This window comes from Massilia sp. UBA6681, from assembly GCF_002454935.1.
GTDB lineage: Bacteria > Pseudomonadota > Gammaproteobacteria > Burkholderiales > Burkholderiaceae_D > Telluria > Telluria varians.
In genome coordinates this window covers 23,821-36,764 of the sequence record NZ_DKJX01000056.1, presented here as the reverse complement: position 1 = coordinate 36,764, position 12,944 = coordinate 23,821, and the positions used below count along the sequence as shown (strand labels likewise).

The 12,944-nt window shown below is 67.3% G+C and carries 10 protein-coding genes; 4 read left to right on the top strand and 6 right to left on the bottom strand.

Features of this window, described 5'->3' with window-relative positions:
- Positions 1-21: 21 nt before the first annotated feature.
- Positions 22-408 carry a DUF350 domain-containing protein gene (locus B2R83_RS09300; RefSeq protein WP_209588132.1) on the bottom strand — a complete coding sequence of 129 codons (387 nt, stop codon included), beginning with the start codon at positions 406-408 and terminating at the stop codon, positions 22-24.
- A 59-nt stretch (positions 409-467) separates the two neighbouring features.
- Between B2R83_RS09300 and B2R83_RS09295 the strand changes: the two genes are divergently transcribed.
- Complete coding sequence (locus B2R83_RS09295) at positions 468-1,979, top strand: polyamine aminopropyltransferase (protein WP_292040382.1); 1,512 nt, start codon at positions 468-470, stop codon at positions 1,977-1,979.
- Positions 1,979-3,589, top strand: a complete 1,611-nt coding sequence (locus B2R83_RS09290; protein ID WP_292040379.1) for an NAD(P)/FAD-dependent oxidoreductase — start codon at positions 1,979-1,981, stop codon at positions 3,587-3,589. Before B2R83_RS09295 ends, B2R83_RS09290 begins: the two co-directional genes overlap by 1 nt.
- On the opposite strand, the gene B2R83_RS09285 is transcribed toward B2R83_RS09290, so the two are convergent.
- The 3 genes from B2R83_RS09285 to B2R83_RS09275 all read right to left on the bottom strand — a co-directional run bounded on the left by B2R83_RS09285 (position 3,586) and on the right by B2R83_RS09275 (position 8,562).
- Complete coding sequence (locus tag B2R83_RS09285; protein WP_292040376.1) at positions 3,586-4,236, bottom strand: hypothetical protein; 651 nt, start codon at positions 4,234-4,236, stop codon at positions 3,586-3,588. The two genes, B2R83_RS09290 and B2R83_RS09285, sit on opposite strands and share 4 nt — an antisense overlap.
- A gap of 104 nt (positions 4,237-4,340) precedes the next feature.
- Complete coding sequence (locus tag B2R83_RS09280; RefSeq protein ID WP_292040373.1) at positions 4,341-6,101, bottom strand: cation:proton antiporter; 1,761 nt, start codon at positions 6,099-6,101, stop codon at positions 4,341-4,343.
- 142 nt (positions 6,102-6,243) lie between these two features.
- Positions 6,244-8,562, bottom strand: a complete 2,319-nt coding sequence (locus tag B2R83_RS09275) for a family 1 glycosylhydrolase (protein ID WP_292040371.1) — start codon at positions 8,560-8,562, stop codon at positions 6,244-6,246.
- 307 nt (positions 8,563-8,869) lie between these two features.
- On the opposite strand from B2R83_RS09275, the gene trpS reads away from it, so the two are divergent.
- Together trpS and B2R83_RS09265 are read left to right on the top strand one after the other, a co-directional pair.
- On the top strand, positions 8,870-9,898 hold the full coding sequence (gene trpS / locus B2R83_RS09270; RefSeq protein WP_027866807.1) for a tryptophan--tRNA ligase: 1,029 nt from the start codon (positions 8,870-8,872) through the stop codon (positions 9,896-9,898).
- Positions 9,899-10,021: 123 nt separating this feature from the next.
- Complete coding sequence (locus tag B2R83_RS09265; RefSeq protein ID WP_292040368.1) at positions 10,022-11,071, top strand: zinc ribbon domain-containing protein; 1,050 nt, start codon at positions 10,022-10,024, stop codon at positions 11,069-11,071.
- A gap of 136 nt (positions 11,072-11,207) precedes the next feature.
- Here B2R83_RS09265 and B2R83_RS09260 read toward each other — a convergent pair whose 3' ends face one another.
- Positions 11,208-11,648: a DUF3597 domain-containing protein gene (locus tag B2R83_RS09260; RefSeq protein ID WP_036216498.1), complete on the bottom strand. Its 441-nt coding sequence runs from the start codon at positions 11,646-11,648 to the stop codon at positions 11,208-11,210.
- A gap of 615 nt (positions 11,649-12,263) precedes the next feature.
- Entirely contained in the window at positions 12,264-12,812 is a 549-nt protein-coding gene (locus B2R83_RS09255) for a hypothetical protein (RefSeq protein ID WP_292040365.1), read from the bottom strand.
- Between the last annotated feature and the right edge of the window lie 132 nt (positions 12,813-12,944).

The window sequence follows — 12,944 nt, the reverse complement described above, 5'->3', positions numbered from 1 at the left end:
GTTGAATGAAGCCTGGTGAAATCACGAGATGCTGCCGGCGTTGACCAGGCCGATCGACAGCGAGATCGATCCCAGCAGGATGCCGAAACCGACGTTGTTGTGCTCGATCTGGTCCTTCGACATGCGCAGCAGGCGCGTGGCGATGACGAACACCAGCACCTGGATGAGCATGGCCAGCGCGGCCCAGCCGCAGAATTCGTAGTAGTTATCGGTGTGCATCAGCGCCGAGGCGATCGTCACCGAAAAGCCGAGCAGGGTGCCGCCCAGCGAGACGGCGGCGGCGCAGTTCCCCTGGCGGATGAGCAGTACTTCGTCGTAAGGCGTGACCCGCGTGTACACCACAAAAAATGCCAGAACCAGCGCGATTGCCGTCGCAAGATGCAGCACATAGTTTAGGATGGCGGGCACAAGCTTCTCCAAAGAAAGTAATCAAGATTGCAGCAGCGATCTTAGAACAAATTTGTTTCATGACCAAAAAAATTCTGATCCTGTCGGTATTTGTTGTCGCTTCCTGCGGACTTGCTTACGAACTGATTGCCGGTGCATTGTCCAGCTACCTGCTGGGCGACTCGGTCCTGCAGTTTTCCACCATCATCGGCTGCTACCTGTTCGCCATGGGTGTCGGCGCCCACTTCTCGAAGTATGTGCGCGACGAGGACGTGCTGTCCCGCTTCATCGACATCGAACTGGCCGTCGGCCTGATCGGCGGGGTCTCGGCGGCGGTGCTGTTCATGACCTTCACCTGGATGGGCGCGCCCTTCCGCACGGTGCTCTACGTCACCGTGTTCCTGATCGGCGCCATGGTCGGCATGGAAGTGCCCCTGGTAATGCGCGCCCTGAACGAGCGCCGTACCGAGTTCGCCGAGATCGTCAGCCGCGTGCTCACCTTCGATTACCTTGGCGCGCTGGCGGTGTCGCTGCTGTTCCCGCTGGTGCTGGCGCCCCATCTCGGGCTGGTGCGCACCGGTTTCCTGTTCGGGATGCTCAACGTGGGTGTGGCGATGTGGACCCTGTACGTGTTCCGCCATGAGCTGGAACACCTGCGCGGCAAGGCGATCCGCGCCAGCGCCGTGCTGTTCACCCTGGTGCTGGGCTTCGGCTTCTCGGACCGGATGGTGGAGTGGGGCGAGCACGGCCTGTTCGGCGACGACGTCGTGTACTCGACCACCACGCCCTACCAGCGCCTGGTGATCACGCGCTGGAAGGACGACCTGCGCCTGTACATCAACGGCAACCTGCAGTTTTCCTCGCGCGACGAGTACCGCTACCACGAAGCGCTGGTGCACCCGGCGATGCAGTCGCTGCCCTGGGCCAGGCGCGTGCTGGTGCTGGGCGGCGGCGACGGCCTGGCGCTGCGTGAAGTGCTGCGCTACCCGCAGGTGGAAGAGGTGACCCTGGTCGACCTGGACCCGGCCATGACCCAGGCCTTCGCGACCCGTCCGGAACTGGTCAAGCTGAATGCCGGCGCGCTGCAGGACAAGCGCGTGAAGATCGTCAATGCCGATGCCGGCATCTGGCTGCAAAGGCAGGCCGGCATGTACGACGTGGCCATCGTCGACTTTCCCGATCCGTCCAGCTTCGCCCTCGGCAAGCTGTACTCGGTGCCCTTCTACGGCATGCTGCGCAAGCACGTCGCGGCCAATGGCCTGATCGCGGTGCAGTCGACCTCGCCCTTCTTCGCGCCGAACGCCTACTGGACCATCGAGGCGACGCTGCGCGAAGTCGGGCTCAAGACCTGGCCCTATCACCTGTATGTGCCATCCTTCGGCGAGTGGGGCTTCATCATGGCCTCGCCCCAGGGCCGCTTCGTGCCGCCGACCTCGTACCGCCTGCCGATGCGCTACCTGACCGGCGAGACCACCCGCGCCATGTTCGACTGGCCGCCCGACATGCCGCGCCGCCAGATGGTGCCGAACCGCCTGGACACCCAGTCGCTGGTGCGCGAGTTCGAGGAAGACTGGAACCAGGTGATCCGCTGATGGACCGCCGTTCCTTCCTGCTGACGGCGGCGGGCGCCGGCGCGGCCGGGCTGGCCACCAGCGCCGGCTTCATGCGCTGGCAAGAGATCACGCCCGCCGTGCACACGCCGGGCAGGGCGGAAGGACACTTCCTGCGCGATCGCGGGCAGCTGCCGCCGCCGTCGGAAACCGTCGAGACCGATGTGGTGATCCTCGGTTCCGGCATTGCCGGCCTGAGCGCCGCGTGGAAGCTGGGTCGCCTCGGCCATGACGATTTCCTGCTGCTCGACGGGCCTGAAGCCTTCGGCAACGCCGCAGGCAGCCGCTATGGCGACCTGTCCTGCCCGACGGGCGCGCACTACCTGCCGCTGCCCGGTCCGGAATCGACCCATGTGCGCGAGATGCTGGCGGACCTCGGCATCCTGCTGCGCGACGCGGACCAGGACAAGCCCTATTACGACGAGCGCTTTATCCTGCACGGGCCGGAGGAACGCCTGCTGCGCGGTGGCGTCTGGCACGAGGGGCTGGTCCCCACGGACGCTTCGGATGCGGCCGAGCACAAGGCCTTCTTCGATGAGATGGCGCGCTTGCGCCATGTACGCGACAAGGATGGACGGCGCGCTTTCGCGTTCCCGCTGGCCTTGTCCTCGAGCGATCCGGCGTTTGCGGCACTGGACCGCGTCAGCTTCGCGCAGTGGCTGGGCGAGCAGGGCTATCGTTCGGCCACGCTGCGCTGGTACCTCGACTACTGCTGCCGCGACGACTACGGCGCGGGCATCGAGCGCGTGTCCGCCTGGGCCGGTATTCATTACTTTGCCGGGCGCTGGGGGCTGGCGGCGAATGCGGAGGAGAACGCGCTGCTGACCTGGCCCGGTGGACTGGCGCCGCTGGCCGAGGCATTGGCGGCGAAGGCGGGACCGCGCCGTCGTTCCGGGAGCGCTGCCTCCGTGCGCGAAGTGGATGGGAAGGTCGAGGCGCTTTGTTTCGTGCTGGAGCAGGGCAAGCCGCGTACTTTCCTGGTGCGGGCGCGTCGCGCGATCTGCGCCATGCCGCTGTTCGTCGCCAGCCGGGTTGTCGAGGGCATCGAGCGCTATGGCTTCGATCCGCGCCGGCATCTGCCGGACTACGCGCCCTGGATGGTGTCGAACTTCCTGATGCGCGACTTCCCGCGCGAGCTGCCCGAGGCCCAGCTGGCCTGGGACAACGTGGTCTACAGGGGCAGGGGACTCGGCTACGTTGTCTCGACCCACCAGGACATCCGTTCGCGCCCGCCCGAGAAGACCGTGTTCACGGCCTATACGGCGCTGTCGGGGCGCACGCCAGGGGAAGCGCGCCGATGGCTGCAATCGGCCAGTCCGGACGCGCTGCTGGAACTGGCCGCAAGCGACCTGAAGGAAGCCTACGGCTGGGCCTTTGCCCCCTGTGTCGAGCGCGTGGACATCACGCTGCGCGCGCATGCGATGGCGGTGCCGCAACCTGGCTTTCGCGCAAACGCCGGCCTGGCGGCGCTGCGCGAGGCGGATGGCCCGCTGCTGTTTGCCCATGCCGACCTGTCCGGGCTGTCGGTGTTCGAAGAGGCCGCGTGGTGGGGCTGCCTGGCGGCCGGCAGGGCTGCGCGCGTGCCCGCCTAGGCCGGCATGCGGCGGCGCCACCCGGCCGCCAGGAGGATGGCCAATCCCAGCGGCAGCACCTGCAGGGCGCGCGCTTCCGGCACCGGACTGATCGACAATGAAAAGCTGTCCACCGTCCCGTACCATTGGGCGATGCGTTCGCCGCCCATGAGCATGTTGATGACCAGGCTGGCCCGGTCGGGATCGGTTACCGTGAAGGCCTGGGGAACGAAATCCAGCGATCCAGGAAAGGAGCCTCTTGGCGTGCTCAGCGAGATGCCTCCGTCCGCCCCGTAGTTGTCGCGGGTGAGCAGGAAGCGGAAGTCGTGCGAGAACGTGTCGCCGGTATTGAGGATGGAACTGCCGGGAGACATTCTTCCCGAGGTCTGGCCCATGCCGGGATCCCAGGCGTCCGACCAGACTTCGGTCCGCCCGTTGTAGCTCAGGGTGAAGGTCGCAGGACCGTATTCGCTGAACACGATGTCCCCGGACTGGCGCCCGACCGACGCCGGCCGCAGCTCGGAAGCGAAGTCCAGCGAGTAGGCGTATCCCGGGGAGCCGGGAAGATACAGCGTCCCGGTCGCGCGGCTGGTGACGACCAGGGTGTCGGCCGCGCCGGCCAGCAGGGGAAAGGCGACGAGCAATGTGCAGACGAAGCGGGCGAACATGGTGCACCTCCAGACGGTGGACCGGTCCAGTATAGCGAGGCTGTTCCGCTGCGTACGGGCTTTGTCAGGCGTACACAACTCGACCGTTCCGACGACGACCGGCGCTAGGCGGCGCCTTCCGGCTCCAGCAGCTTGGCCGTGACCAGGTCGCGCTCGTGGTCGACGATACCGGCGACCAGGCGCGCGTCCAGCCCCATCGCCTCCAGCACGAAGGCCGACAGCTGCAGGCTCGCTTCCAGTGTTTCCGGCACCACCACGCTGGCGCCGGCCAGGCGCAGGGCGCGCGCGTGTTTCTCGTCGCGCGAACGCACGAACAGGCGCGCATGCGGGAACTCGCGGCGGATGCCGCGCACCGCCTGCATGCTCGACGCCGGATGGTCCATGGTCAGCACGATCGCCGGCGCTTCGTCGGCATGCACGCGGCGCAGCAGCTCGGGGCGCGCGGCATTGCCGAAGTAGACCGGCTGGCCTTCCGCATGCAGCTTCGAGACCAGCTTGGCGTCGCATTCGAAGGCCACGAAGGGAATGTTCTGCTCGCCCAACAGCTTGCCCAGCTGCTGGCCCACGCGGCCGAAGCCGGCGATGATGACGCGGCCGCGCGCCGAGCCCAGGGCCCCGGTGTCGGCCTGTGCCGCATGTTCGTTGCGCGCGTGTTCGCCGCGCTCGCCGATGGCGCGTCCCAGACGCGCCAGCAGGGGCGTGACGAACAGCGACAGGCCGACCACCAGCATGACCTGCCCGCCGAGCGCCGGGTCGAGCACCCGCGCGCTCATGGCGTAGCCGATCGCCACAAAAGCGAATTCGCCGCCCTGGCCCAGCAGCAGGCCGCCTTCCAGCGCGCGGCTCCAGGGCTGGCCGCCGATGCGCAGCAGGCTTGCCGTCACCAGCGCCTTGATCAGCACCAGCCCGGCCAGCGAGGCGGCCAGCAGCAGGGGCGCCGCCAGGATCTGGCGGGTGTCGATGCTCATCCCGACGGTCATGAAGAACAGGCCCATGAGCAGGCCCTTGAAGGGCTCGACCATCAGTTCGACTTCGTGCTTGAACTCGGTCTCGGCCAGCAGCAGGCCGGCGATCATCGCCCCCAGCGCCATCGACAGGCCGGCGGCGGCCGACAGGCCGGCGATGCCGAAGGTGCTCAGCAGGATCAGCGCCATGAACACGTCCGGCTGGCGGTGCTCGGCAAACGCGCGGAACAGCTTGTGGACGACCCGCCCGCCGACCAGGTAGATCAGGGTGATGGCGATGCCGGCCTTCAGCAGGGTGGTGAGCGCCAGGACCGCGACGCTGTCGCCGCCGCTGCCGCTGCCGAGGGCGCCGATCAGGAGCAGGATCGGCACCACCGCAAGGTCCTGCAGCATCAGGATGGCGAAGGCGGCCTGGCCGAGCGGGGAACCGGTGGCTCCCTGCTGGGCCAGCAGCTGCATCACGACCGCGGTGGAGGACAGCGACAGCACCAGGCCGACGACCAGGGCCGCCTGCGCGTCGAGGCCGTAGGCCAGCAGCAGGACGCCGCCGAGCAGCGCCGCGCTGGCCAGCACCTGCGCGGTGCCGGCGCCGAACACCCAGCGCCGCATCGCCCACAGGCGCGCCGCCGAGAGTTCGAGGCCGATCATGAACATCAGGAACAGCACGCCGATCTCGGCGAGCGCCGCAATGCCCTGGTCGCGCGGGAAGGTGAGGAAGGCCAGCCAGGGGACCTCGCCGGCCAGCAGGCCCAGGCCGAAGGGGCCGACCAGGGTGCCGACGGCGAGGAAGCCGATCACCTGGTTGATGCGCAGGCGCTGCAGGATGGGAATCAGGATGCCCGAGAGGATCAGGAAGAGGAGGATCTCCCGCAGGAAGGGGAATGCGTGTTGCTCTTGCACGATGGGTGGGCGGTGGCGTTGTTGTTTGCCCGGGATTGTAGCGTGGGAGTGGGGGTGTCAGTACAGTGGCAGAGCATAGAGAACTTGGGTTCCCGCGAAGGCGGGAACCCAATTTGACGTTTGCTAGCGCAGAGCGAACGCCTCAGCAATTCCCCGCCTGCACCGCCTCCGGCGGCGTCTCCTCCTGCTGCCGGTGCCCGCTGGCCACCGGCTGGCGGCTTTCGGCGGTGTGCTGGAGTTCCTCGATCTCCGGATCGTGCACGTTGCGCAGTTCGAGGTAGCGGTCGAGCGCCTGGTCGAGGCGCGGCAGCAGGATGCCGCGCTCGCTCGTCAAGGCGCAGTAGGCCGGGCGCGGGGCCGGATAGACGATCGATCGCGCTTCCAGCCGGCTGGCATCCACGCCGGCCCGCTCGGCTGCCTTCAGGGCCAGTTCCGCCCAGGTCAGCTCGCCGCCGTTGGCCAGGTGCCAGATGCCGGCCTCGCGGTCGATCGCCAGGTCCAGGCAGGCGTGCACCAGGTCCGGCACGTAGGTCGGCGTGATCGTCAGATCGTTCGAGGCCACGAAGGGCTCGCCGCGCTCGAGCGCGTTCAGCGCCAGGGTGACGAAGTTGTACTGGTCCCAGGGGCCGAAGAAGGCACTGGTGCGCACCACCAGCGCGCCGGGGTGTTCGTCCAGCACCGCCACCTCGGCCTCGGCCTTGCTGCGGCCATAGACGTTCAGCGGGGCCACCGGGTCCGACTCCACATAGGGGCGGCTTTGCTTGCCGTCGAATACCAGGTCGCTCGAGAAGGTGGTCAGGTGGATGCCGTGGCGCGCGCAGGCGGCGGCCAGGATCGCCGCGCCGGCGGTGTTCTCGCGCAGGCAGCGCTCGGCTTCATTCTCGGCATCGTCCACGCGCACGTAGCCGCAGGTATTGATGACCGCCCAGGGCTGGTGCTCGGCCAGGGCACGCTCGACCGAGCCGGCGTCGGCGATGTCCATCTCCTTGCGCGACAGCAGGCGGTAGGACAGGTTGCGCTTGCGGCAGACGCGCGCAAAGGCGCGGCCCAGGGTGCCGGTGGCGCCCAGGATCAGGATCGGGGCGGCGCTTGTTCCCACCAGGCGGTGGCCGTCGGCCGAGATCGAGGTGAGCGCCGCGGGCGTGGCCACAGGCGGGTGGCACAGGAAGCGGCCCTGGCGGCGCCACCAGCCCTGGCCGCGCAGCACCGGGTGCGACAGCGGCTTGCTAGATGCCAGTTCCTGCATCATCCGCGCCAGCGCGGTCGGGCGCGGCATCGGCGAGCGCACGTCGAAGGGGCCCGGCTCGTAGTAGCCCTTGTTCTGGGTAACCAGGCTGTTCCAGTCGAAGGAGCCGAGCAGCGACCAGACGGTGACGGCGCGCACGTCGACGCCGTTCTGCTGCGACTGCTGGGCCGCTTCCCAGATCTCGAGCAGCCAGCGCAGCTGGTCTTCGCGGTTGGCGTCGATGTGGGCTTCGGTGATGGCCAGCGGGATGCCGTAGCGGTCCCAGGTCTCAAGCAGCAGCGGGGCGATGCCCGGCGTCGGCGTGGCCAGCACGCGCGAGGCCTCGATGTCGGCGCAAGGGATGCCGTCGGCCACGCCGCGGTGGTGCTCGGGGAAGCGCTCGGGACGGTGATCCAGCCAGCGCTCGGAGGTGACGTAGTAGTTGACGCCCATGATGTCGGGCGGACAGGGGTTCTCGCGGAACCACAGGAATTCTTCGGCCGCGATGCCGGTCCTGGTCAGGTATTTCCACAGCTTGTGGTTTTCATCGACCATGCCGCACAGCAGGTCCCAGGCCAGCCAGCGGCGTTCGTTGTAGAACTCGGCGACGTGGCTGAGTTCCGGCGTGCCGTAGGTCTTGCCGAGGTCGTCGGTCTGGACCAGCTTGGCGTTCGGGTTGACGGCGCGGATCGCGCGCATCGACAGCACCACGGCGCGGCACTGGACCAGCAGGGCTTCGATGAAGGTGCGGTCGTCGCGGCCGTGCGGGTACCAGACGCCGTACAGGCCGGCGAAGCGGGCGGTGGTGCAGGGCTCGTTGACCGGGGTGTAGTACTCGAGCCACGGATAGCGCGCGGCCACCGCGCCGGCATATTCGGCCAGGCGTTCGGCGAAGGCCGGATCGACCAGGCTGGTGTCGCGCGGACCGCTGCCGTGGTGGACCAGGCCGGCGATCGGCGTCACGCCGGCTTCGCGCAGGGCGTTCAGGCGCTCGTCGGCCCAGCTCCAGTCGGCGCTGGCCAGGCCCTCGGGCGCGGTGCGTTCCCATAGCACGGGATAGCGGATTGCGCGGATGCCGGTGGACGCGAAGCGCTTGATGTCGCAGGCGCGGCCGTGATGGCCGTTGCGCTCGAGCTGGCTGAAATACTCGTCGCGGACACGGTTGACCGTGCATTCGAGGCCGCCCCAGAGTTCCAGGGGACGGATTTGGCTGTTCGTGCTCTTTTGTGGATTCATCAGTTTCACCAAATATTAATTTTCTAACAACAAGTTCCCTACAGCTCGGCGTCCCAGGCAAGAAATCGTCGAAAGGGGAGAGCCGGCCGCAGGCCAGGGACTCGGTAGCGGTTGACATCCTTGCGCCAACCTGCAACCATGCGGTCCATGAATTTTCCGAAAGCACATCACTTTTTGTTGACCTGGTGGCGCCGCTTCCATCGCGTGCGGCCACAGGAATGATGTGCATTTCGACTAACGCCGCCTCGATCCGGGTGGCGTTTTCGCATCCAGCGCAGGAGGATCGGGGCAATAACAAGGAAACCCGATGAGCTCCCCAACCCCGAACACTTCCACGCCTATCATCCTCACCGGCGACCGGCCTACCGGTCCGCTGCACCTCGGCCACTTCGTCGGCAGCCTGCGCAACCGCGTCGAGTACCAGAATACCTACCGCCAGTTCGTCATGCTCGCAGACGCCCAGGCGCTGACCGACAACATGGATGACATCGGTAAGGTACACCGGAACGTGGTGGAAGTGGCGCTCGATTACCTCGCCTGCGGCATCGATCCGGCCCGCACGACCATCCTGATCCAGTCGCAGATCCCGGAACTGACCGAGCTCACCTTCTACTACCTGAACCTGGTGACCGTGGCGCGCCTCGAGCGCAACCCGACCGTGAAGCAGGAGATCATCCTGCGCGGCTTCGAGCGCGACATCCCGGCCGGCTTCCTGACCTACCCGGCCAGCCAGGCCGCCGACATCACCGCCTTCAAGGCCAGCGTGGTGCCGGTGGGCGAGGACCAGATCCCGATGATCGAGCAGTGCAACGAGATCGTGCGCAGGTTCAACCGTACCTACAGCCCGGAAAAGGACATCCTGGTCGAGTGCAAGGCGATCGTGCCGGAAGTCGGCCGCCTGCCGGGCATCGACGGCCGTGCCAAGATGAGCAAGTCGCTCGGCAACACCATCAACCTGGGCGCCAGCGCCGACGAGATCCGCGCCGCGGTCAAGCAGGTGTATACCGACCCGCTGCACCTGAAGGTGTCCGACCCGGGCCACCTGGAGGGCAACGTCGCCTTCATCTACCTCGATGCCTTCGATACCGACAAGGAAGGCCTGGCCGAGATGAAGGCCCACTACACCCGCGGCGGGCTGGGCGACAGCGTGGTCAAGAAGCGCCTGGAAGGCATCCTGCAGGAGCTGCTGGCGCCGATCCGCGCACGCCGCGAAGAGTTTGCCAAGGACCGCGGCCAGGTGCTGCAGATCCTCAAGGAAGGCACCATGCGGGCGCGTGAAGTGGCGGCGCAGACCACCGACGAAGTGAAGAAGGCGCTGGGCCTGTCCTACTTCTGATCCTCCGCGGTATCGTGTGCCGGTACCCCGGGTATCGGCACACCTCTCCCTTGCGGCCGGCACTGGCCCGCGACTCCCTCCAGTGGCACGCTTGCGCCATCACCGTCACTGGAGGACTGTTTCATGAGCAAAGGCCTGCGCCTGACCGAACAATGGATGCAACGTGCCCTGTGGCTGGTCGCGTTCGCGTTCGCCGCCTTCCTGATCGGCCTGGGCGGCAAAGTCGTCGATAACCTGTGGGACGTCGAGCGGCCCCTGAGCATCGAGCAGTTCATGGACCGCAACGCGGTCGATGCCCTGCGCGCCGGCCAGGAAGCGGCGCGGGCCCGGCGCGAGAGCGCCCAGCTCGACCTGGAGCAGGCCACCCAGCAGCACGAGGTGGCGCGCGCGAACACCCGTTCGGCGCGCGAGACCTTCGATAACTGGCTGGCCACGCGCCGCGCGACCGCGCGTCCGGACCAGGATCCCGAGCTGCTCGAACGTACCCGCGGACTGGACAAGCTGGAGGCCGACGAGCGCCGCGCGCTGGCGGCCGTCCAGGCCCAGCAGCAGGCCCTGCTGGACGCCGACCAGGCCCTGCAGCGCGCGCAGATGCGCTGGGAGCGCATGGAAAGGCCGGCGCGGGCCGCCTACGAGAAGGCGGCCACGTCCAAGGAACTGCGGGTCTTCCTGTACCGCCTGGCCCTGACCCTGCCGCTCCTGGTGCTGGCCGGCTGGCTGTTCGCGCGCAAGCGCCAGAGCCAGTACTGGCCCTTCGTGTGGGGATTCATCTTCTTCGCACTGTTCGCCTTCTTCTTCGAACTCGTGCCTTACCTGCCGAGCTATGGCGGCTACGTGCGCTACCTGGTCGGCATCGCCGTCACCGTGCTGGTGGGACGTTACGCGATCGTCTCGCTGCAGCACTACCTGGCGCGCCAGCGGCAGGCCGAAGCGCTGCCGGACGTGCAGCGCCGCCAGACCCTGCGCTACGACGCCGCCCTTGCCCGGCTGGGCAAGGGCGTGTGTCCGGGATGCGAGCGGCCGGTCGACCTGAAGGATGCGAGCGTCGACTTCTGCCCGCACTGCGGCATCGGCCTGTTCGACCGCTGCGGCTGCTGCAGCAGCCGCAAGAATGCCTTCGCCCGCTTCTGTTTTTCGTGCGGGACGGCGGCGAATACGTCATTGGCCGATTAGGACTATCCGATTGCAGAGGGCGATTTTCGTAGGGTGGGCGGCTTGTCCGCCCACGCGGTGAATGTTGGCAGCGAGATCATCCGGTACCTGAGCGGAGCCTTTGCCTATCCCCGCGTGGGGGGGGGNNAAGCCGGGCTTAGTCGCGCAGGTCGGCCGGCACCTTGCCGCCGTTGGCCGCCAGCTTGTTCATGACCTGGCGGTGCAGCCAGATGTTCATCGAGGCCGAGTCGCTGGTGTCGCCGGTGTAGTGCAGCTCGGCGGCCAGTTCCTTGCGGGCCTGCAGGCTGCTGTCCAGGCCGAGCAGCTTGAGCAGGTCGACGATCGAGCTGCGCCAGTTCAGCTGCTGGCCCGACGACTTCTGCATGGTGGTCAGGATTTCCTCGACGTCGACCTGGTCCATCATGGCCGGCGCGGCCTGCGGCTGGGCCTGAGGCTGTGCTTGCGGCTGCGCCTGGGGCTGGGGAGCAGCCTGTGGCTGGGCCTGTGGCGCCGGGGCCTGGGCCTGCGCTTGCGGGCCCTTGTTGGCGGCGTGCGCCTTCGGGAAGATCTTGCCAAAAATATTGCTCAGGATGCCCATGTCATCTCCTTGGTGAATGGTGGATTGGGAACGCATGCGTTGTGCCACGTGGCCGAGCGCGAGCGCCAGCGCGGCGCCGCCGATCGCCTTGACCAGGGTCGGGTGTTCGGCATAGAAGGCGCTCATGCGGTCGACGATGCCGGGATTCTGCTGCTCGGCTTGTTCAGCCAGCTCGCGCACCTGCTCGGGGGAGACCTGCGAGGCCTGTTCCGGCGTTACTTTGCCGCCGCCGAACAGCTTGCCGAACACGCCGCCTGCCACCGAGGACAGCTGTGCCGGGTTCAGGGAACCCAGCAGCTGGTTCAGCATGCCGGCGCGGCCGTTCGCATCGCTTTGCCCGAACAGCTGGCTGACGACCTGCGGGAAGGGTGGGGTCTGGTCGGAACGCAGGGCATTGGCGACGCCTTCGGCGACCGTTGCGCGCGGCGCGCTCTGGGCCACGCGGTCGAAATCGTCGGCCGCCCGGTCCTGGTTGCCGCCGCCCAGATACTGCGATAACAGATTGCCCAAATCAAATGCCATATTCGTTCTCCTGACTGCATACGGTTGAATAGCAAGCGTAGGCGTTTTGCCAATGCTTGCTCTGTTCGCTATTCAACGGTGAAGCGCCATGGATCACTGGCGGCGCATGTTTTGCGCCATATGGCCCAGTGCGATGGCAAGGGCGGCGCCGCCGATCGCCTTGACCAGGGTCGGGTTCTGGGCATAGAAGTCGCCCATGCGGTCGACGATGCTCGGGTTTTCCTGCTCGGCCTTTTCGGCCAGTTCGCGCACCTCTTCGGGCGAGACCTGCGAGGCCTGCTCCGGGGTGACCTGGGTGGGTGCATGGCCCCCGCCAAAGATGCTGCCCAGGCCTCCAAGGCCACCTTGGCCGCCGGCCCGGCTGGCGAGCTGGGACAGCACGGCCGGGCCCAGTGTGGCCAGCAGCTGGTTCAGCATGCCGGCGCGCTGGTTCGGATTGCTCTGCCCGAACATCTGGCTCACCATCTGCGGGAAGGGCGGGGTCTGGTCGGAGCGCAGGGCCCCGGTCACGCCGCGCGCCAGCACGTCGGGCGGCGCGTTCGAGGCCACCCGGTCGAAGTCGTCGTTGGCCTGGTGGGGGTTGCCGCCGCCGGCGCCGCCGCCCAGGTACTGGTTCAGAAGACTGCCAAGATCGAAAGCCATCTCGTACTCCTTGCTGTGACACGTAGAAGATCAAGGGTAGGCGTTTCGACATCGCGCCCTCTGTTCGTTATCCCACGGTCACCGGCCAAAAGCAGTATTTCCTTTCCATGTAGACACCAAGGTATTTGCCGG

What these genes read in the sequence shown, in the direction of transcription:
- B2R83_RS09295 (WP_292040382.1), top strand. Translation starts at nt 468, where the DNA reads ATGACCAAAAAAATTCTGATCCTGTCGGTATTTGTTGTCGCTTCCTGC.
- B2R83_RS09290 (WP_292040379.1), top strand. Translation starts at nt 1,979, where the DNA reads ATGGACCGCCGTTCCTTCCTGCTGACGGCGGCGGGCGCCGGCGCGGCC.
- B2R83_RS09285 (WP_292040376.1), bottom strand. Translation starts at nt 4,236, where the DNA reads ATGTTCGCCCGCTTCGTCTGCACATTGCTCGTCGCCTTTCCCCTGCTG.
- B2R83_RS09275 (WP_292040371.1), bottom strand. Translation starts at nt 8,562, where the DNA reads ATGAATCCACAAAAGAGCACGAACAGCCAAATCCGTCCCCTGGAACTC.
- trpS (WP_027866807.1), top strand. Translation starts at nt 8,870, where the DNA reads ATGAGCTCCCCAACCCCGAACACTTCCACGCCTATCATCCTCACCGGC.
- B2R83_RS09265 (WP_292040368.1), top strand. Translation starts at nt 10,022, where the DNA reads ATGAGCAAAGGCCTGCGCCTGACCGAACAATGGATGCAACGTGCCCTG.
- B2R83_RS09260 (WP_036216498.1), bottom strand. Translation starts at nt 11,648, where the DNA reads ATGGGCATCCTGAGCAATATTTTTGGCAAGATCTTCCCGAAGGCGCAC.
- B2R83_RS09255 (WP_292040365.1), bottom strand. Translation starts at nt 12,812, where the DNA reads ATGGCTTTCGATCTTGGCAGTCTTCTGAACCAGTACCTGGGCGGCGGC.